This window comes from Enterobacter sp. Y17, from assembly GCF_019730495.1.
Classification (GTDB): Bacteria; Pseudomonadota; Gammaproteobacteria; order Enterobacterales; family Enterobacteriaceae; genus Enterobacter; species Enterobacter asburiae_B.
In genome coordinates this window covers 2,595,023-2,614,211 of sequence record NZ_JAASKP010000001.1, presented here as the reverse complement: position 1 = coordinate 2,614,211, position 19,189 = coordinate 2,595,023, and the positions used below count along the sequence as shown (strand labels likewise).

17 protein-coding genes and 1 other annotated feature (1 of these 18 only partly in view) are annotated in these 19,189 nt (G+C 54.9%); of the genes, 9 read left to right on the top strand and 8 right to left on the bottom strand.

All coding sequences use genetic code 11. The features are described from left to right. Positions 1-15 precede the first annotated feature (15 nt). The 5 genes from dnaE to tilS all read left to right on the top strand — a co-directional run bounded on the left by dnaE (position 16) and on the right by tilS (position 8,506). Complete coding sequence (dnaE, locus tag HCH49_RS12345) at positions 16-3,498, top strand: DNA polymerase III subunit alpha (RefSeq protein ID WP_033144674.1); 3,483 nt, start codon at positions 16-18, stop codon at positions 3,496-3,498. 12 nt (positions 3,499-3,510) lie between these two features. Next, positions 3,511-4,470 carry an acetyl-CoA carboxylase carboxyl transferase subunit alpha gene (accA, locus tag HCH49_RS12340; protein WP_023310466.1) on the top strand — a complete coding sequence of 320 codons (960 nt, stop codon included), beginning with the start codon at positions 3,511-3,513 and terminating at the stop codon, positions 4,468-4,470. A 100-nt stretch (positions 4,471-4,570) separates the two neighbouring features. Beyond that, complete coding sequence (locus HCH49_RS12335) at positions 4,571-6,703, top strand: lysine decarboxylase LdcC (protein WP_221702752.1); 2,133 nt, start codon at positions 4,571-4,573, stop codon at positions 6,701-6,703. Between the two features lie 65 nt (positions 6,704-6,768). Next, on the top strand, positions 6,769-7,158 hold the full coding sequence (locus HCH49_RS12330; RefSeq protein WP_023334583.1) for a VOC family protein: 390 nt from the start codon (positions 6,769-6,771) through the stop codon (positions 7,156-7,158). Between the two features lie 58 nt (positions 7,159-7,216). Beyond that, positions 7,217-8,506 (top strand): tRNA lysidine(34) synthetase TilS, encoded by a 1,290-nt coding sequence (gene tilS, locus HCH49_RS12325; RefSeq protein WP_221702751.1) that lies wholly within the window; start codon positions 7,217-7,219, stop codon positions 8,504-8,506. Positions 8,507-8,534: 28 nt separating this feature from the next. On the opposite strand, the gene rof is transcribed toward tilS, so the two are convergent. Beyond that, positions 8,535-8,795, bottom strand: a complete 261-nt coding sequence (rof, locus tag HCH49_RS12320) for a Rho-binding antiterminator (RefSeq protein WP_008501890.1) — start codon at positions 8,793-8,795, stop codon at positions 8,535-8,537. Next, positions 8,782-8,982, bottom strand: coding sequence for a YaeP family protein (locus tag HCH49_RS12315; RefSeq protein WP_006173580.1), 201 nt, complete (start codon positions 8,980-8,982; stop codon positions 8,782-8,784). Before HCH49_RS12315 ends, rof begins: the two co-directional genes overlap by 14 nt. 196 nt (positions 8,983-9,178) lie before the next feature. Between HCH49_RS12315 and HCH49_RS12310 the strand changes: the two genes are divergently transcribed. Genes HCH49_RS12310 through nlpE form a run of 3 tightly spaced genes read left to right on the top strand, consistent with a single transcriptional unit; the run spans position 9,179 to position 10,876 of the window. Next, positions 9,179-9,724: a YaeQ family protein gene (locus tag HCH49_RS12310; protein ID WP_033144678.1), complete on the top strand. Its 546-nt coding sequence runs from the start codon at positions 9,179-9,181 to the stop codon at positions 9,722-9,724. After that, positions 9,721-10,143: an alternative ribosome rescue aminoacyl-tRNA hydrolase ArfB gene (gene arfB, locus HCH49_RS12305; protein WP_221702901.1), complete on the top strand. Its 423-nt coding sequence runs from the start codon at positions 9,721-9,723 to the stop codon at positions 10,141-10,143. Before HCH49_RS12310 ends, arfB begins: the two co-directional genes overlap by 4 nt. Positions 10,144-10,177: 34 nt before the next feature. After that, the gene (gene nlpE, locus HCH49_RS12300; RefSeq protein WP_221702750.1) at positions 10,178-10,876 is read left to right on the top strand and encodes an envelope stress response activation lipoprotein NlpE; all 699 of its coding nucleotides are present in this window, start codon (positions 10,178-10,180) and stop codon (positions 10,874-10,876) included. A gap of 47 nt (positions 10,877-10,923) precedes the next feature. On the opposite strand, the gene proS is transcribed toward nlpE, so the two are convergent. From proS to metN, 6 genes are all read right to left on the bottom strand, one after another. Then, a complete protein-coding gene (gene proS / locus HCH49_RS12295; protein ID WP_033144681.1) occupies positions 10,924-12,642 on the bottom strand; it encodes a proline--tRNA ligase in 1,719 nt (572 codons plus the stop codon). 111 nt (positions 12,643-12,753) lie between these two features. Beyond that, a complete protein-coding gene (gene tsaA / locus HCH49_RS12290; RefSeq protein WP_143347504.1) occupies positions 12,754-13,461 on the bottom strand; it encodes a tRNA (N6-threonylcarbamoyladenosine(37)-N6)-methyltransferase TrmO in 708 nt (235 codons plus the stop codon). Then, entirely contained in the window at positions 13,458-13,862 is a 405-nt protein-coding gene (gene rcsF, locus HCH49_RS12285; RefSeq protein ID WP_221702749.1) for an Rcs stress response system protein RcsF, read from the bottom strand. The genes tsaA and rcsF overlap by 4 nt, the downstream gene beginning before the upstream one ends. A 106-nt stretch (positions 13,863-13,968) precedes the next feature. After that, the gene (metQ, locus tag HCH49_RS12280; protein WP_014168729.1) at positions 13,969-14,784 is read right to left on the bottom strand and encodes a methionine ABC transporter substrate-binding lipoprotein MetQ; all 816 of its coding nucleotides are present in this window, start codon (positions 14,782-14,784) and stop codon (positions 13,969-13,971) included. 40 nt (positions 14,785-14,824) lie between these two features. After that, the gene (locus tag HCH49_RS12275) at positions 14,825-15,478 is read right to left on the bottom strand and encodes a methionine ABC transporter permease MetI (RefSeq protein ID WP_014168730.1); all 654 of its coding nucleotides are present in this window, start codon (positions 15,476-15,478) and stop codon (positions 14,825-14,827) included. Then, the gene (metN, locus tag HCH49_RS12270) at positions 15,471-16,502 is read right to left on the bottom strand and encodes a methionine ABC transporter ATP-binding protein MetN (protein ID WP_023310475.1); all 1,032 of its coding nucleotides are present in this window, start codon (positions 16,500-16,502) and stop codon (positions 15,471-15,473) included. Before metN ends, HCH49_RS12275 begins: the two co-directional genes overlap by 8 nt. Before the next feature lie 188 nt (positions 16,503-16,690). Here metN and gmhB point away from each other — a divergent pair, with 188 nt between their 5' ends. Further along, complete coding sequence (gene gmhB, locus HCH49_RS12265; RefSeq protein ID WP_029741186.1) at positions 16,691-17,257, top strand: D-glycero-beta-D-manno-heptose 1,7-bisphosphate 7-phosphatase; 567 nt, start codon at positions 16,691-16,693, stop codon at positions 17,255-17,257. Between the two features lie 368 nt (positions 17,258-17,625). Further along, positions 17,626-19,189, top strand: a sequence feature (most likely nonfunctional fraction of RNA operon); it runs 2,827 nt beyond the window's last position.

The window sequence follows — 19,189 nt, the reverse complement described above, 5'->3', positions numbered from 1 at the left end:
ACGCGGAATCTGAAGATGGCTGAACCACGTTTCGTACACCTGCGGGTGCATAGCGACTACTCCATGATCGATGGGCTGGCGAAGACCGGGCCGCTGGTAAAAAAGGCGGCCTCCCTTGGCATGCCCGCGCTGGCGATCACCGATTTTACCAACCTGTGTGGCCTGGTGAAGTTCTACGGAACGGCGCACGGTGCGGGAATGAAGCCTATCGTCGGCGCAGATTTTCATGTCCAGAGCGATCTCGTCGGCGATGAAATGACGCAAATCTCCGTGCTGGCGATGAACAACACGGGCTATCAAAACCTCACTCTGCTTATCTCAAAAGCTTATCAGCGCGGATATGGTGCGCTGGGCCCGTGGATCGACAGGGACTGGCTGGCTGAGCTGAACGAAGGGCTGCTGCTGATCTCTGGCGGCCGTATGGGCGATGTCGGTAAATGTCTGCTGCGCGGCAATAGCGCGCTGGTGGATCAGTGCGTCTCGTTCTATGAGGAGTATTTCCCGGATCGTTATTATCTGGAGTTGATCCGCACCGGTCGCCAGGACGAAGAGAGCTATCTCCATGCGGCGGTCGCACTTGCGGAAGAACGCGGGCTGCCCGTCGTCGCGACAAACGATGTACGCTTCCTCGAGCCGGGAGATTTTGACGCTCACGAAATTCGCGTGGCGATCCACGATGGCTTCACGCTCGACGATCCGAAACGGCCGCGTAATTACTCCGCTCAACAGTACATGCGCAGCGAGGAGGAGATGTGTGAACTCTTCTCCGATATCCCCGAAGCGCTGGAAAACAGCGTAGAGATCGCCAGGCGCTGTAACGTTACCGTCCGCCTCGGTGAATACTTCCTGCCGCAGTTCCCGACGGGTGACATGACCACGGAAGATTTCCTGGTCGTGAAATCAAAGGAAGGTCTGGAAGAGCGTCTGGAATTCCTGTTCCCGGATGAGGCCGTTCGCAAAGAGAAGCGGCCGCCGTACGATGAGCGCCTGGATATTGAACTCCAGGTAATCAACCAGATGGGCTTCCCGGGCTACTTCCTGATCGTAATGGAGTTTATCCAGTGGTCAAAGGATAACGGCGTACCGGTTGGACCGGGACGTGGCTCCGGTGCGGGATCGCTTGTGGCCTATGCGCTTAAAATTACCGACCTCGATCCGCTGGAATTCGACCTGCTGTTCGAACGTTTCCTTAACCCGGAACGTGTTTCCATGCCCGACTTTGACGTCGACTTCTGCATGGAGAAACGCGACCAGGTGATCGAGCACGTTGCCGATATGTACGGCCGTGATGCGGTATCGCAGATTATTACGTTCGGTACGATGGCGGCGAAGGCGGTTATTCGTGACGTCGGCCGCGTGCTGGGCCACCCGTACGGGTTTGTCGATCGTATTTCGAAGCTGGTGCCGCCCGATCCGGGCATGACGCTGGCAAAAGCGTTTGAAGCCGAACCTCAGCTGCCGGAAATCTACGAAGCTGACGAAGAAGTGAAAGCGCTGATCGACATGGCGCGTAAGCTGGAAGGCGTCACGCGTAACGCCGGCAAGCATGCGGGGGGCGTGGTTATCGCCCCGACCAAAATTACCGACTTCGCGCCGCTCTACTGCGATGAAGCGGGTGAGCACCCGGTTACTCAGTTTGATAAGAACGACGTAGAATACGCCGGGCTGGTGAAGTTTGACTTCCTCGGCCTGCGTACGCTGACGATCATCGACTGGGCGCTGAAGATGATCAACCCGCGCCGGGAAAAGCAGGGCCTTGAGCCGATAGACATTGCCGCCATTCCGCTGGATGACAAGAAAAGTTTCGACATGCTGCAGCGCTCGGAGACGACGGCCGTCTTCCAGCTTGAATCCCGCGGCATGAAAGATCTGATTAAACGCCTGCAGCCCGACTGCTTCGAAGATATGATCGCACTGGTCGCCCTGTTCCGTCCGGGCCCACTGCAGTCAGGGATGGTAGATAACTTTATCGACCGTAAGCACGGTCGCGAAGAGATTTCTTACCCGGACGTTCAGTGGCAGCATGAAAGCCTGAAGCCGGTGCTGGAGCCAACCTACGGCATTATCCTGTATCAGGAACAGGTCATGCAGATTGCTCAGGTGCTTTCCGGCTATACGCTCGGCGGCGCGGACATGCTGCGTCGTGCGATGGGTAAGAAAAAGCCGGAAGAGATGGCCAAGCAGCGCTCCATCTTTGAAGACGGGGCGAAGAAAAACGGCGTTGACGGCGAGCTGGCGATGAAAATCTTCGACCTGGTGGAGAAATTCGCCGGGTACGGATTTAACAAATCTCACTCCGCCGCCTATGCTTTGGTGTCGTATCAAACGCTGTGGCTGAAAGCGCACTATCCTGCTGAATTTATGGCGGCGGTAATGACGGCCGATATGGACAACACCGAGAAGGTGGTTGGCCTGGTGGATGAGTGCTGGCGCATGGGGCTTAAGATCCTGCCGCCGGATATTAACTCAGGGCTCTACCACTTCCACGTTAACGACGACGGAGAGATCGTTTACGGGATCGGCGCGATCAAAGGCGTGGGCGAAGGTCCGATCGAGGCGATCATCGAAGCGCGTAACAACGGCGGGTATTTCCGCGAGCTGTTCGATCTTTGCGCCCGTACCGATACTAAAAAACTGAACCGTCGCGTGCTGGAAAAACTGATCATGTCCGGCGCGTTTGACAGGCTGGGGCCGCACCGCGCCGCGCTGATGAATTCCCTCGGCGACGCCCTGAAAGCGGCGGATCAGCACGCAAAAGCGGAAGCCATTGGTCAGGCGGATATGTTCGGCGTGCTGGCGGAAGAGCCAGAGCAGATCGAGCAATCTTATTCCAACTGCCAGCCGTGGCCAGAACAGGTGGTACTGGATGGGGAGCGTGAGACGTTAGGCTTGTACCTGACGGGGCACCCGATCAACCAGTACATCAAAGAAATTGAGCGCTATGTCGGCGGCCACAGGCTTAAAGACATGCATCCGACAGAACGTGGTAAAATCACCACGGCTGCGGGGCTCGTGATTGCCGCAAGGGTTATGGTCACCAAGCGCGGTAATCGTATCGGCATCTGTACGTTGGATGACCGTTCCGGGCGTCTGGAGGTGATGTTGTTCACCGACGCGCTGGATAAATACCAGCAATTGCTGGAAAAAGACCGCATACTTATCGTCAGCGGACAGGTCAGCTTTGATGACTTCAGTGGGGGGCTTAAAATGACCGCCCGCGAAGTGATGGACATTGACGAAGCCCGGGAAAAATATGCTCGCGGGCTTGCTATCTCGCTGACGGACAGGCAAATTGATGACCAGCTTTTAAACCGACTCCGTCAGTCTCTGGAACCCCACCGCTCGGGGACAATTCCAGTACATCTCTACTATCAGAGGGCGGATGCACGTGCGCGGTTGCGCTTTGGTGCAACGTGGCGTGTCTCTCCGAGCGATCGTTTACTGAACGATCTCCGTGGCCTCATTGGTTCGGAGCAGGTGGAACTGGAGTTTGACTAATACAGGAATACTATGAGTCTGAATTTCCTTGATTTCGAACAGCCGATTGCTGAGCTGGAAGCGAAAATCGATTCTCTGACAGCGGTAAGCCGTCAGGATGAAAAACTGGATATTAACATCGACGAAGAAGTGCATCGTCTGCGCGAGAAAAGCGTAGAGCTGACGCGCAAAATCTTTGCCGATCTCGGCGCATGGCAGGTGGCCCAGCTGGCTCGCCATCCACAGCGTCCGTACACCCTGGATTATGTCCGCCTGGCGTTTGACGAATTTGACGAACTGGCAGGCGATCGCGCATACGCTGACGATAAAGCTATCGTTGGCGGTATCGCGCGTCTGGACGGACGCCCGGTGATGATCATTGGTCATCAGAAAGGTCGTGAAACCAAAGAGAAAATCCGTCGTAACTTCGGTATGCCAGCACCAGAAGGCTACCGTAAAGCCCTGCGTCTGATGGAGATGGCTGAGCGTTTCAACATGCCAATCATCACCTTCATCGACACCCCAGGTGCATACCCTGGCGTGGGCGCGGAAGAGCGCGGTCAGTCTGAAGCTATCGCGCGCAACCTGCGCGAGATGTCTCGTCTGAAGGTGCCGGTCATCTGTACCGTTATCGGTGAGGGTGGTTCCGGCGGTGCGCTGGCGATTGGCGTGGGCGATAAAGTGAATATGCTGCAGTACAGCACCTATTCCGTTATCTCCCCGGAAGGCTGTGCGTCCATTCTGTGGAAAAGCGCCGACAAAGCGCCGCTGGCTGCAGAAGCAATGGGCATCATTGCGCCACGCCTGAAAGAGCTGAAGCTGATCGACTCCATCATCCCGGAACCGCTGGGTGGTGCGCATCGTAAGCCGGAAGTAATGGCGGCTTCTCTGAAAGCGCAGCTGCTGGCTGACCTGGCAGATCTGGACGTGCTGAGCAAAGACGATCTGCTCAACCGCCGCTACCAGCGTCTGATGACCTACGGTTACGCGTAAGCTTCACAATTATCTGAAAAGCCGCACAATGTTGCGGCTTTTTTTATACCTGCGGTTTAGCCGGACTATGCTTAGCTAATGTTTTTTAAGGAGGAAGCCCATGAATATCATTGCCATTATGGGGCCACACGGCGTCTTCTATAAAGACGAGCCCATCAAGGAGCTTGAGCAAGCCCTGCAGTCGCGCGGGTATCAGCTAATCTGGCCGCACAACAGCGCCGATCTGCTGAAGTTCATCGAGCATAACCCGCGTATCTGCGGCGTGATCTTCGACTGGGACGAATACGATCTCGAACTGTGCAGCGATATCAACAAGCTGAACGAATACCTCCCGCTGTACGCGTTTATTAATACTCACTCAACCATGGACGTCAGCGCCAATGATATGCGTATGGCGCTGTGGTTCTTTGAATATTCGCTCGGTGTGGCGGAAGATATTGCGACCCGCATTCAGCAATACACGAATGAATATCTCGATAACATCACACCCCCCTTTACCCGCGCGCTCTTCACCTACGTGAAGGAGGGCAAATATACCTTCTGTACGCCTGGTCATATGGCGGGAACGGCCTATCAAAAAAGCCCGGTGGGCTGCCTGTTCTATGATTTCTTCGGTGGCAACACGCTAAAAGCGGACGTGTCGATTTCAGTCACCGAACTAGGCTCCCTGCTGGATCACACCGGCCCGCATCTTGAAGCCGAAGAGTATATCGCCCGCACCTTTGGCGCCGAGCAGAGCTATATGGTGACCAACGGCACGTCGACCTCGAACAAAATTGTCGGGATGTACGCTGCGCCTGCTGGCAGCACCTTGCTGATTGACCGTAACTGCCATAAATCGCTGGCACACCTGCTGATGATGAGCGACGTCGTACCGCTCTGGCTGTCGCCCACGCGTAACGCGCTCGGTATTCTTGGCGGCATTCCGCGCCGTGAGTTCACCCATGACGCCATTGAAAGTAAGGTCGCGGCAATTCCTGGCGCAAGCTGGCCTGTCCATGCGGTGATTACCAACTCCACCTACGACGGTTTGCTGTACAACACCAACTGGATCAAACAGACGCTGGACGTGCCGTCGATCCACTTCGATTCCGCATGGGTGCCTTACACTAATTTCCATCCGATTTACGCAGGCAAAAGCGGCATGAGCGGTGAACGGGTGCCGGGGAAAGTGTTCTTCGAAACGCAGTCGACGCATAAAATGCTGGCGGCGTTTTCCCAGGCTTCGCTTATTCACATCAAAGGCGAGTACGACGAAGACACGTTCAACGAAGCCTTTATGATGCACACCACCACCTCACCGAGCTATCCGCTAGTGGCCTCTATTGAAACGGCCGCGGCGATGCTGCGCGGCAATCCCGGTAAGCGTCTCATCAATCGTTCGGTGGAACGCGCGTTGCATTTCCGCAAAGAGGTTCAGCGGCTGAAAGATGAAGCCGACGGCTGGTTCTTTGATATCTGGCAGCCGGAAGAGATTGATGAAGCAGAATGCTGGCCCGTCTCGCCCGGCGAAGGCTGGCATGGCTTCCGGGATGCCGATAGCGACCATATGTTCCTCGACCCGGTAAAAGTGACGATCCTGACGCCGGGCATGGATGAGCAGGGCAAGATGAGCGATGAAGGTATTCCGGCCGCGCTGGTCGCGAAATTCCTTGATGAACGTGGCGTGGTGGTAGAGAAAACCGGCCCCTATAACCTGCTGTTCCTGTTCAGCATCGGGATCGACAAAACCCGCGCGATGGGGTTGTTGCGCGGCCTGATGGAGTTTAAGCGCGCCTACGATCTTAACCTGCGGGTGAAGAACATGCTGCCGGATCTCTACGCGGAGGATCCTGACTTCTATCGAAATATGCGCATTCAGGATCTGGCCCAGGGGATCCACAGGCTGATCCGTCAGCACGATCTGCCGCGTCTGATGCTTCAGGCGTTCGATGTCTTACCGGAGATGAAGTTTACCCCGCACAAGGCATGGCAGCGCCAGGTGAAAGGGGAGGTCGAAACCGTCGAGCTGGAAAACCTGGTCGGGCGCGTATCGGCTAACATGATCCTGCCTTACCCGCCGGGCGTTCCGCTCCTGATGCCGGGAGAGATGATTACCGAAGAGAGTCGGGCCGTGCTCGATTTCCTGCTAATGCTCTGCTCTGTCGGGCGCCACTATCCCGGTTTTGAGACGGATATCCACGGTGCGAAGCGCGACGAGAGCGGCGTTTACTGGGTGCGAGTCCTAAAATAAGGGTGACCGCTTGCCAGGCGCGGGTTTTCGGTTGTAACGTTCAGGCATCATAAAAAGGAGAAGCTATGCTGGGTTTAAAAGCTGTTCATCATATTGCGATCATTGCGACCGATTACGCGAAAAGTAAGGCCTTCTACTGCGACATCCTGGGCTTTACGCTCATGAGCGAGGCCTACCGCGAGGAGCGCGACTCCTGGAAGGGCGACCTGGCGTTAAACGGGCAATATGTGATTGAGCTCTTCTCTTTTCCTTTTCCGCCTGCACGTCCGTCCCGCCCGGAAGCCTGCGGCCTGCGTCATCTTGCCTTCAGCGTCGATGACCTGGATAGCGCAGTTAAGCATCTGGAAGCGCACGGCGTGACGTGCGAAGCGATACGCGTCGATCCGTTCACCGACAAGCGCTTTACTTTTTTCAACGATCCGGACGGCCTGCCGCTGGAGCTTTATCAGCAGTAATGGTTGTCCTGTGTGATAATGCCCGCTCAGTTCGGGCATTTTTTATGTGTAATCTCCTATGACCTTACCCGCTATCGCACAAGCCGTTTCACCGTACCGCCAGCTGCTGGTGGGGTTTAGCGGTGGCCTGGATTCTACCGTGTTGCTGCATCGCCTTAAGCTTTGGCGCGATCGGGAACCTGACGTCCAGCTTCGGGCGATGCATATTCACCACGGGTTAAGCCCTCATGCAGAGGCGTGGGTGGCGCACTGCGAAGCCTTGTGTGCGGCCTGGGCGATCCCGCTCATCGTTGAGCGAGTGACGCTTGCGAAGGAAGGGCTGGGCATCGAGGCGCAGGCGCGGAAAGCCCGCTATGCCGCGTTTGCCGGGGCATTACGTACTGGAGAAGCGCTGGTCACGGCCCAGCATCTTGATGACCAGTGTGAAACCTTTCTGCTGGCGCTTAAGCGGGGCAGCGGGCCGGCGGGGCTTTCTGCCATGCCGGCGCGTTCTGAATTTGCCGGCACAACGCTACTGCGTCCGCTGCTTGGCGAGACGCGTGCCTCGCTGGAAGCCTGGGCGCGAGAACATCAGCTGAACTGGATCGAAGATGAGAGTAACCAGGATGACGGCTATGACCGTAACTTCCTGCGTCTGCGCGTCCTCCCGCTTTTAGGCGAGCGCTGGCCGCATTTCGCCGACGCGACGGCAAGAAGCGCCATGCTGTGCGCCGAACAGGAGTCGTTGCTGGATGAGCTGTTGAGAGACGAGCTGGCTGGGCTGATTTCTGCCGACGGGGCGCTGGCGATCGCACCGATGAAAGCGATGAGCCAGGTACGTCGCGCCGCGCTGCTACGGCGCTGGCTGGCCTTTCATCGCGCTGCGATGCCGTCGCGGATAATGCTGAGCCGTATCTGGGACGAAGTCGCACTGGCGCGGGATGATGCTTCTCCGTGCGTCCACCTGAACGGTTTTGAGGTGAGACGTTATAAAGGGGAGCTCTGGTGGATAAAATCCATGCCCTCGCTGACCGATGTGGTGCTCGACTGGCTTTCTCCTGACGCGCCCCTGATATTGCCCTGTGAGGCAGGACGCGTTTCTCTTCTGTCGTCTGGTCATGTGCGGCTGCCTAAGCCCGATGAACCTGTCACCGTGCGCTTTAAGGCTGGCGGCCTGCTGCATATCGTCGGGCGCAACGGGGGACGGAAGCTGAAGAAAATATGGCAGGAGTGTAACGTGCCGCCGTGGCTGCGCGACACCACGCCGCTACTGTTCTACGGTGAAACGCTTATCGCTGCGGCAGGGGTGTTCATCACGGAAGAGGGGTGGTCAGAAGAGGGCGTTCGTTTTGAGTGGCAGAAAGCGTAACGGGCAGCCAGGCTGCCCGTTAGTGTCATCAGGATTCGCTCACCACGACGGTGCCGATTTGCGGGTGGCTGAAGCTGGCTATTTTGTCCAGACGCAGCTCACGCGTCGCCCCGGCGTCTTCCACTATCAGGTATTCCACATTCTTTCGTGAAACCAGATCGCTGGCTTTCGCCTTCAACACTTCGCCATCTTTTAGCTCCAGCGTCAGTAATAAATGATGCTGGCAGGCGAGTTCGAGGTTGTCATAGTCATCACAATTGATGGGTTGATAAGTATCATTCATCGACATAATCGCTCACCAGTAAATTCGCCGCAGCATACGCTGCTTTTTCCCTGACCGACTCTGAAAGGCTCTCATCAGAGGCCACTTCATTAAGCACCTTCAATACACAGCCCAACGCGTCCGGGATATACCCCAGATCTCCGCTGGCGATTTCCGCATACCGTTTGCGAATTAACTCACAATAATTATTCACATCCCCTCCCGCCAGCGCACTGACTTACTGTGAGATATCATTAAGCCTACGAAGATAAACTCGGTTTAGCAAGGTGACTATACCATACTCATTTAAGCAATATCAGAGCCTTGATAGCGGTGTATTTAACACCCTGTAACAGCCTTTTGCCGCGGTTTTCGCTACAATGTGCGCCTGATTCGAATGGAGTTCTCTCATGGCGCTGAAAGCGACAATTTATAAAGCTGTGGTCAATGTGGCCGATCTGGATCGCAACCAGTTCCTCGATGCGTCGCTTACGCTGGCACGCCACCCCTCCGAAACCCAGGAGCGCATGATGCTGCGCCTGCTGGCGTGGATTAAGTATGCCGACGAGCGTCTGCAGTTTTCCCGTGGGTTAAGCGCAGAAGACGAGCCTGAAGCCTGGCTGCGCAACGATCATCTGGGTATCGATTTGTGGATCGAACTCGGCCTGCCTGACGAGCGCAGAATTAAGAAGGCCTGCACCCAGTCCGCTGAAGTGGCCTTATTCGCGTATAATCAGCGTGCGGCGGAGATCTGGTGGCAGCAAAACAAGAGCAAGTGCGGACAGTTTAAAAATCTCACGGTCTGGTATCTGGACGATGAGCAGCTGGCGCAGTTGAGCGAGTTCGCCAGCCGGACCATGGTTTTGCAGGCGACGATTCAGGATGGCGCCATCTGGCTCTCTGATTCTCAGAATAATCTGGAAATTCATTTAACGGCGTGGCAACCCGCGTCATGATCGTCTTGTCCCGAAACGTCAGCATCCCTGACAGCGAGCTGGAGATCACCGCCATTCGTGCGCAGGGGGCTGGCGGGCAGCACGTCAACAAGGCGTCGACGGCTATCCATTTGCGTTTTGACATTCGGTTCTCAAGCCTGCCAGAGTATTATAAAGAAAGCCTGCTTGCCGCCAGCCATCACCTGATCACCAGCGATGGCGTGATTGTGATCAAAGCCCAGGAGTACCGCAGCCAGGAGCTCAACCGGGAAGCGGCGATAGCCAGGCTGGTGGCGGTCATCAAAGAGCTAACGGCAGTACAAAAAAGCCGCCGGGCAACGCGGCCGACCCGCGCATCGAAAGAGCGTCGGTTGTCCTCGAAGGCCCAAAAATCCACAGTGAAAGCACTACGCGGTAAAGTTCGTCGCCCGACAGAGTGACGAAAGGGAACACACTTTTCATAAGGAATTCATTGTGAAAAAAGCATTATGGTCAGCGCTGGCAGTGAGTACGCTGTTTGCGCTTTTTGGGTGTAACAACCGCTCCGAAACGCAGGTTTTACGACCCACGCAAACGGAAGAATTAAAACCAATGCAGCAAAGCTGGCGCGGCGTATTGCCTTGCGCGGACTGCGAAGGCATTGAAACGTCTCTGTTCCTGCAAAAAGATGGCACCTGGGTGATGAATCAGCGCTATCAGGGCGCTAAAGAGCCTTCTTCTTTTGCCACTTATGGAACATGGGCGCGTACGGCAGAGAAGCTGGTCCTGACGGATACCTCCGGTGAGAAAACCTTTTTCCGCGCCAAAGGCGAGGGGATGGAGATGCTCGACCGCGAAGGCAACCCGATTGAATCCCAGCTCAACTACACGCTGGCGCCGGTAAAAGCGGCTCTGCCTGCCACGCCGATGGCAATGCGGGGGATGTACTTCTATATGGCGGATGCGGCGATCTTTACCGACTGCGCAACCGGCAGGAAGGTCAGCGTGGCAAACAATGCGCAGCTTGAACGTGATTACGCTGTGGCACGCGGCAATGACAGCAAGCCGGTACTGCTGACGGTTGACGGTCACTTTACGCTGGATCCAAACCCGGATAGCGGAGAGATGGTGAAAACGCTGGTGGCAGATAAAGACGCGAAGTTTGTTGCGGGTAAAGACTGTAACAGTAAATAAGCTGATGTTGAGCCATTAAAAAACCCCGCCTGAGCGGGGTTTTTTGTTTAGCCTTTGATGGCTTTCACCAGGTAATCAAGAATGTCGCCGGTCTTGATCATCTGTTTCTCGCCGCTGCGACGGTATTTGTATTCAATCTCATCGCTGTCGAGGTTACGGTCGCCGATGACGACGGTGTGCGGGATACCGATCAGTTCCATATCGGCGAACATTACGCCTGGACGCTCTTTACGGTCATCCATCAGCACTTCGATACCCTGAGCGCGCAGCTCGGCATACAGCTTCTCGGCCAGCTCCTGCACGCGGTAAGACTTGTGCATGTTCATTGGCAGAATGGCCACCTGGAACGGCGCAATATTGTCCGGCCAGACGATGCCGCGTTCGTCGTAGTTCTGCTCAATCGCCGCAGCCACCACGCGCGTCACCCCGATACCGTAGCAACCCATGGTCAGGATCTGGTTACGGCCATCTTCACCCTGAACGGCCGCGTTCAGCGCGCGAGAGTATTTATCACCCAGCTGGAAGATATGACCCACTTCGATGCCGCGCTTAATCATCAGGGTACCCTGGCCGTCCGGGCTTGGATCGCCTGCAACCACGTTACGGATGTCAGCCACTTCCGGCGTCGCCACGTCGCGATCCCAGTTGATGCCGAAGTAATGTTTACCGTCGATGTTCGCACCTGCGGAGAAGTCGCTCATTGCCGCAACCGTGCGGTCAATGACAACAGGCACCGGTAGATTGACTGGACCCAGTGAACCTGGACCCGCATTCACCACGGCGCGGATTTCCGCTTCCGTTGCGAAGGTCAGCGGGCTGGCTACCTGCGGCAGCTTCTCGGCTTTCACTTCGTTCAGCTCATGATCGCCACGCACCAGCAGGGCAACCAGCGGATAAGCGCTACCTTCGGTAGATTTCACCAGCAGGGTTTTCACGGTTTTTTCGACTGGCAGATTGAACTGCTCAACCAGCTCGGCGATGGTTTTCGCGTTTGGCGTATCAACCAGCGTCATCTCTTGCGTTGCCGCGCCGCGTGGCTCTTTTGGCGCCAGCGCTTCTGCAAATTCGATGTTCGCCGCGTAGTCTGAAGAGTCAGAGAAGATCACATCGTCTTCACCGCTCTGCGCCAGTACCTGGAACTCATGGGATGCGCTACCGCCGATGGAGCCGGTATCTGCCTGCACAGCGCGGAAATCCAGACCCATGCGGGAGAAGATCTTGCTGTACGCCGCGTACATTGCGTCGTAAGTCTCTTGCAGTGATTCCTGAGAGGTATGGAAAGAGTAAGCATCTTTCATCAGGAATTCGCGAGAGCGCATGACGCCGAAACGTGGGCGAACTTCGTCACGGAACTTGGTCTGGATCTGGAAGAAGTTCAGCGGCAGCTGTTTGTAAGAGCTCAGCTCGTTACGAATCAGGTCGGTAATGACTTCTTCATGCGTTGGGCCGAGAACGAAAGGACGCTCGCCGCGATCGACAAAGCGCAGCAGTTCAGGACCATATTGCTCCCAACGGCCGCTCTCCTGCCACAGGTCAGCGGGCTGAACCACAGGCATGGACACCTCGATAGCACCGGCGTTGTTCATCTCTTCACGCACGATGTTTTCGACTTTTTTCAGGACGCGCACGCCGGTCGGCAGCCAGGTGTATAACCCGGAGGCCAGCTTGCGGATCATCCCGGCGCGCAGCATCAGCTGATGGCTGATCACTTCGGCGTCGGCAGGCGTCTCCTTCAGAGTGGAGAGCAGATATTGGCTAGTACGCATGTTGTTACGGTTCCATTTCGACGATTGGAACAGGCTGAAACACCAGCCTGACACAAAAAAGTGGTTTAGTTTACCAGTGTGGCAAAGATGCCAAAAGAGAGGAGAACAAAATTACCTGGGTTCAAGGGCAAACACTTCAAAACCTGCCCCGGTGACGCGCCAGCGAACGTTGAAATCAAGCAGCCAGACGGCGTACGTTTTTCCTTCTTCCTCATCTTTACGGTAGGCCGGACGAGGGTCCTGTGCCAGAACTTCAGTGATGAAATCCCGTAAGCGAGGATAGCGTTTCTCCAGCTGACCGATCTGCGCGGTTATCTCTGGCGTAAAATAAACAGGCATGTCCGCCTGCGGTGCGTCCTGAGCATAACTTGCACGCGCGTCCGGGAGCGCTTCGGCGAAGGGCAAATAGGGTTTGATGTCGATTACCGGCGTGCCGTCTACCAGGTCCAGACTACCTAACTCCAGTATCACCCGATCTTTCTGGCAGCGTATGCCTTTCAGTTCAACCAGCGACATGCCAACCGGGTTTGGGCGGAAGGTCGAGCGAGTCGCAAACACGCCCATTCTCGCATTTCCGCCAAGACGAGGAGGGCGCACGGTAGGACGCCAGCCGCCTTCCATCGTCTGGTGAAACACGAACACCACCCATAAATGGCTGAAAGCCTCGAGCCCGCGTACAGCATCGGCCTGATTGTAAGGCGCAATCAGGTGAAGCTCACCGCTTCCGCTGGTGACCAGACCGGGCTGGCGGGGGACGGCGAACTTCTCTTTATAAGGAGAATGGATAACGCCTATCTGCTCGAACTGAAATGCACTCATTTCGCCGTGATGTTCAGCGCAGAACCGATGCAAACCGCCTGACGATAGCAGCCCGGCGTGCCGCTGTTGACTTCGCAGCTGTGCAGCAGAACCGCGTTGGCTTTCATTTTTGCGGCATTAATCTGCATACGTTTACGCGCTGTCGGAATATTCGGTGGTGAGTCCTGATTGGTTGCCTGACAGGATTCGCCGCTCACTTCGCCCAGTTCACGGAACGGTTTACCGACGAGTTCGTCTGCTTTCGTGATAATGCGAACCGGTGCAGGGCGAACCACTTTCGGTTTCGCAGGCTCGGTTTTTGGCGGGGTTGCCGTGCTTTGAACAGGTTCAACGGGAGATCTGCTTAGCATAGAACAGCCGCTCAGCATGAGTGCTAAAAGACAGATCGGTAAAGCACGCATAATAGTTCCTCAATGGATAATCAAAACGTCAGATATTGAATCAGTTGACTGCACAAATGACAAGACGGGCATAAGCCCGTCCTGATGATATTACACTGAGGTGAGATTACCAGCCTTTAACAGCGCCGCCGTTAAACACTTTGTTGGCTTCCTGGTAAACTTCATCAGACTGATAAGCCTGAACGAATTTCTTCACGTTTTCCGCGTCCTTGTTGTCTTCGCGAGTCACGATCAGGTTAACGTACGGGGAGTCTTTATCTTCTACGAAGATACCGTCTTTGGCTGGCGTCAGGCCAATCTGGCTGGCGTAAGTGGTGTTGATAACGGCCAGGGCAATCTGCGCATCGTCCAGAGAACGAGGCAGCTGCGGTGCTTCCAGTTCAACAATTTTCAGATTTTTCGGGTTCTCGGTGACATCCAGAACGGTTGGCAGCAGGCCAACACCGTCTTTCAGTTTTATCAGGCCCACTTTCTGCAGCAGCAGCAGGGAACGGCCAAGGTTGGTTGGGTCGTTAGGCACGGCAACCTGAGAGCCCGGCTGCAGCTCGTCCAGCGATTTAATTTTCTTAGAGTAACCGGCAATTGGATAAACGAAGGTGTTACCAACACCCACCAGTTTATAGCCACGATCTTTGATCTGCTGATCCAGGTATGGCTTATGCTGGAAGGCGTTAGCGTCGATATCGCCTTTGCTCAGCGCTTCGTTCGGCAGAACGTAATCGTTGAAGGTCACCAGCTCAACGTCCAGGCCATACTTCTCTTTCGCCACTTTCTGAGCAACTTCAGCAACCTGTTGTTCTGCACCCACGATAACGCCCACTTTAATGTGGTTTGGATCTTTTTCGTCCTGACCGCAACCCACCAGTGCCAGAGAGCCGATCAGCGCGCCTACTGCTGCAAAGGTCTTTAATTTAAACGCCATGTTTTATCCTTAACTCGTAGAGTTTGTGTTGTGTGTAACGTTATTTGTGAGTAACGGTCCGGACGATGCGATCGCCAGAGAACTGGATTAAATAAACCAGAACAACCAGCAATACCAGAACGGTATTCATCACGGTAGCGTTATATCCAATATAGCCGTACTGGTAACCAATCTGACCTAAACCGCCAGCGCCAACTGCGCCACCCATTGCGGAATAACCGACCAGCGTGATGAGCGTGATGGTTGCCGCGTTCACCAGGCCTGGCAGTGCTTCCGGGAGCAGGACTTTGCGGACGATCTGCATCGGCGTTGCGCCCATCGCGCGTGAGGCTTCGATCAAACCGGTTGGGATCTCCAGCAGGGCGTTTTCCACCATACGGGCGATAAACGGCGCAGCCCCCACGGTTAGCGGAACAATGGCCGCCTGCAGACCGATAGACGTTCCGACGATCACGCGGGTAAACGGAATCATCCACACCAGCAGAATAATGAAGGGAATAGAACGGAAGATGTTCACCAGCGCAGAGAGCGTACGGTACAGTTTCGCGTTCTCAATGATTTGACCCGGACGCGTCACATACAGCAGTACGCCGACCGGCAGGCCAATCACAAAACCAAAGAAGCCAGAGACAAAGGTCATTGCCAGCGTTTCCCAAACGCCGCGAACCAGCAGCCACATCATCGGCTCAGACATAACCCAGTACCTCTACTTTTACGTGGTGTTCTTGCAGCCAGGCAATCGCGGCCTGGGTTTCTTCTTGTGTGCCGTGCATTTCTGTCAGCATGATGCCGAACTTCACGCCACCGGCGTAATCCATCTGCGCGCTGATGATGTTGTTGTTTACGTTAAAGCGACGCGCGGTTTCGGAAAGCAGGGGAGCGTCAACGGACTGACCGGTGAACTCCATGCGCAGCATCGGGACGCTGTCTGCTGCGGGTTCGGTTTTCAAACGCTCCAGATAATCTTCCGGAATATCCAGATGCAGCGTGGACTGGATGAACTGCTGTGCCAGCGGCGTCTTCGGATGCGAGAAGACTTCACTTACCGTGTCCTGCTCGATCAGTTCACCGTTGCTGATGACCGCCACGCAGTCGCAGATGCGTTTCACCACATCCATCTCATGTGTAATAAGGAGGATCGTCAGGCCCAGGCGACGGTTAATGTCTTTCAGCAGTTCCAGAATCGAACGCGTAGTTGCCGGATCCAGTGCGCTGGTGGCTTCATCACACAGCAGAACCTTAGGATTGCTTGCCAGCGCGCGGGCAATGGCCACACGCTGCTTTTGCCCACCGGACAGATTTGCCGGGTAGCTATCATGCTTGTCGCCCAGACCTACGAGGTCGAGCAGTTCGGTGACGCGACGCTTCACTTCTTCTTTTGGCGTGTTATCAAGCTCAAGCGGCAGGGCAACGTTGCCGAACACGGTGCGGGAAGCCAGCAGGTTAAAGTGCTGGAAGATCATGCCAATCTGACGACGCGCTTTGGTGAGTTCTTTCTCTGAGAGGGCGGTAAGTTCCTGGCCGCCAACTTCTACGCTGCCCTGGGTTGGGCGCTCAAGCAGGTTAACACAACGAATCAGCGTGCTTTTACCTGCACCCGATGCGCCAATGACGCCATAAATTTGACCAGCAGGAACATGCAGGCTGACGTTGTTCAGCGCCTGAATGGTTCGGTTCCCCTGCTGGAACACTTTGGTGATATTGGAAAGTTTAATCATTAGATTATTTTTATCGTATGTAAGTTAGCCGTGGCATTTTCTTCTGCCAGATACGGGTGATGACCGTAAACAAAACGGATGTTAAGGCATCCAGACGTCTAAATCAATCCAACTCTGTACGATGAGCACTTTATTGCGCTGCGATTCATGAGATACTAGTCGAACATGCCTTTTTCAGGAGCAAACCGGTGGCAAAATCAGTACCCGCAATTTTTCTCGATCGTGACGGCACTATTAATGTGGATCACGGTTATGTTCATGAGATTGATGAGTTCGAGTTTATCGAGGGCGTAATAGATGCCATGCGCCAGCTGAAAGAGATGGGTTATGCGCTGGTGGTTGTGACGAACCAGTCCGGTATTGCACGCGGTAAATTCACCGAGGCGCAGTTCGAGACGCTGACGGAATGGATGGACTGGTCGCTAGCCGACCGCGGTGTGGATCTCGACGGCATCTACTATTGTCCGCACCACCCGCAGGGAACCGTTGAAGCGTATCGTCAGACCTGTGACTGCCGTAAGCCGCATCCCGGGATGTTCATCTCTGCACAGGAGTTCCTGCACATTGATATGTCTGCTTCTTATATGGTGGGCGATAAACTGGAAGATATGCAGGCAGCCGCCGCAGCGGGTGTAGGAACCAAAATATTAGTTCGCACCGGTAAGCCAGTGACGCCAGAAGCAGAAAATGCAGCGGATTGGGTGATTAATAGTCTGGCCGATCTGCCAAAAGAGATTAAAAAGCACCAAAAATAGCCTTTTTGGTGAAAAGATGAGCGGTTGAAATAAAAATGCATTTTTCCGCTTGTCATTCCTCGGCGGCCCCCTATAATGCGCCTCCATCGACACGGCGGATGTGAATCACTTCACACAACAAGCGGTTCGGTTGAAGAGAAAAATTCTGAAATAACGGGTTGACTCTGAAAGAGGAAAGCGTAATATACGCCACCTCGCAACGGTGAGCGAAAGCCGCGTTGCACTGCTCTTTAACAATTTATCAGACAATCTGTGTGGGCACTCAAAGTGACATGGATTCTTAATGTCTTCGGACAATAAATGAATACCAAGTCTCTGAGTGAACATACGTAATTCATTACGAAGTTTAATTCACGAGCATCAAACTTAAATTGAAGAGTTTGATCATGGCTCAGATTGAACGCTGGCGGCAGGCCTAACACATGCAAGTCGAGCGGTAGCACAGAGAGCTTGCTCTCGGGTGACGAGCGGCGGACGGGTGAGTAATGTCTGGGAAACTGCCTGATGGAGGGGGATAACTACTGGAAACGGTAGCTAATACCGCATAACGTCGCAAGACCAAAGAGGGGGACCTTCGGGCCTCTTGCCATCAGATGTGCCCAGATGGGATTAGCTAGTAGGTGGGGTAACGGCTCACCTAGGCGACGATCCCTAGCTGGTCTGAGAGGATGACCAGCCACACTGGAACTGAGACACGGTCCAGACTCCTACGGGAGGCAGCAGTGGGGAATATTGCACAATGGGCGCAAGCCTGATGCAGCCATGCCGCGTGTATGAAGAAGGCCTTCGGGTTGTAAAGTACTTTCAGCGGGGAGGAAGGCGATAAGGTTAATAACCTTGTCGATTGACGTTACCCGCAGAAGAAGCACCGGCTAACTCCGTGCCAGCAGCCGCGGTAATACGGAGGGTGCAAGCGTTAATCGGAATTACTGGGCGTAAAGCGCACGCAGGCGGTCTGTCAAGTCGGATGTGAAATCCCCGGGCTCAACCTGGGAACTGCATTCGAAACTGGCAGGCTAGAGTCTTGTAGAGGGGGGTAGAATTCCAGGTGTAGCGGTGAAATGCGTAGAGATCTGGAGGAATACCGGTGGCGAAGGCGGCCCCCTGGACAAAGACTGACGCTCAGGTGCGAAAGCGTGGGGAGCAAACAGGATTAGATACCCTGGTAGTCCACGCCGTAAACGATGTCGACTTGGAGGTTGTGCCCTTGAGGCGTGGCTTCCGGAGCTAACGCGTTAAGTCGACCGCCTGGGGAGTACGGCCGCAAGGTTAAAACTCAAATGAATTGACGGGGGCCCGCACAAGCGGTGGAGCATGTGGTTTAATTCGATGCAACGCGAAGAACCTTACCTACTCTTGACATCCAGAGAACTTTCCAGAGATGGATTGGTGCCTTCGGGAACTCTGAGACAGGTGCTGCATGGCTGTCGTCAGCTCGTGTTGTGAAATGTTGGGTTAAGTCCCGCAACGAGCGCAACCCTTATCCTTTGTTGCCAGCGGTTCGGCCGGGAACTCAAAGGAGACTGCCAGTGATAAACTGGAGGAAGGTGGGGATGACGTCAAGTCATCATGGCCCTTACGAGTAGGGCTACACACGTGCTACAATGGCGCATACAAAGAGAAGCGACCTCGCGAGAGCAAGCGGACCTCATAAAGTGCGTCGTAGTCCGGATTGGAGTCTGCAACTCGACTCCATGAAGTCGGAATCGCTAGTAATCGTAGATCAGAATGCTACGGTGAATACGTTCCCGGGCCTTGTACACACCGCCCGTCACACCATGGGAGTGGGTTGCAAAAGAAGTAGGTAGCTTAACCTTCGGGAGGGCGCTTACCACTTTGTGATTCATGACTGGGGTGAAGTCGTAACAAGGTAACCGTAGGGGAACCTGCGGTTGGATCACCTCCTTACCTTAAAGAACCTGCCTTTGTAGT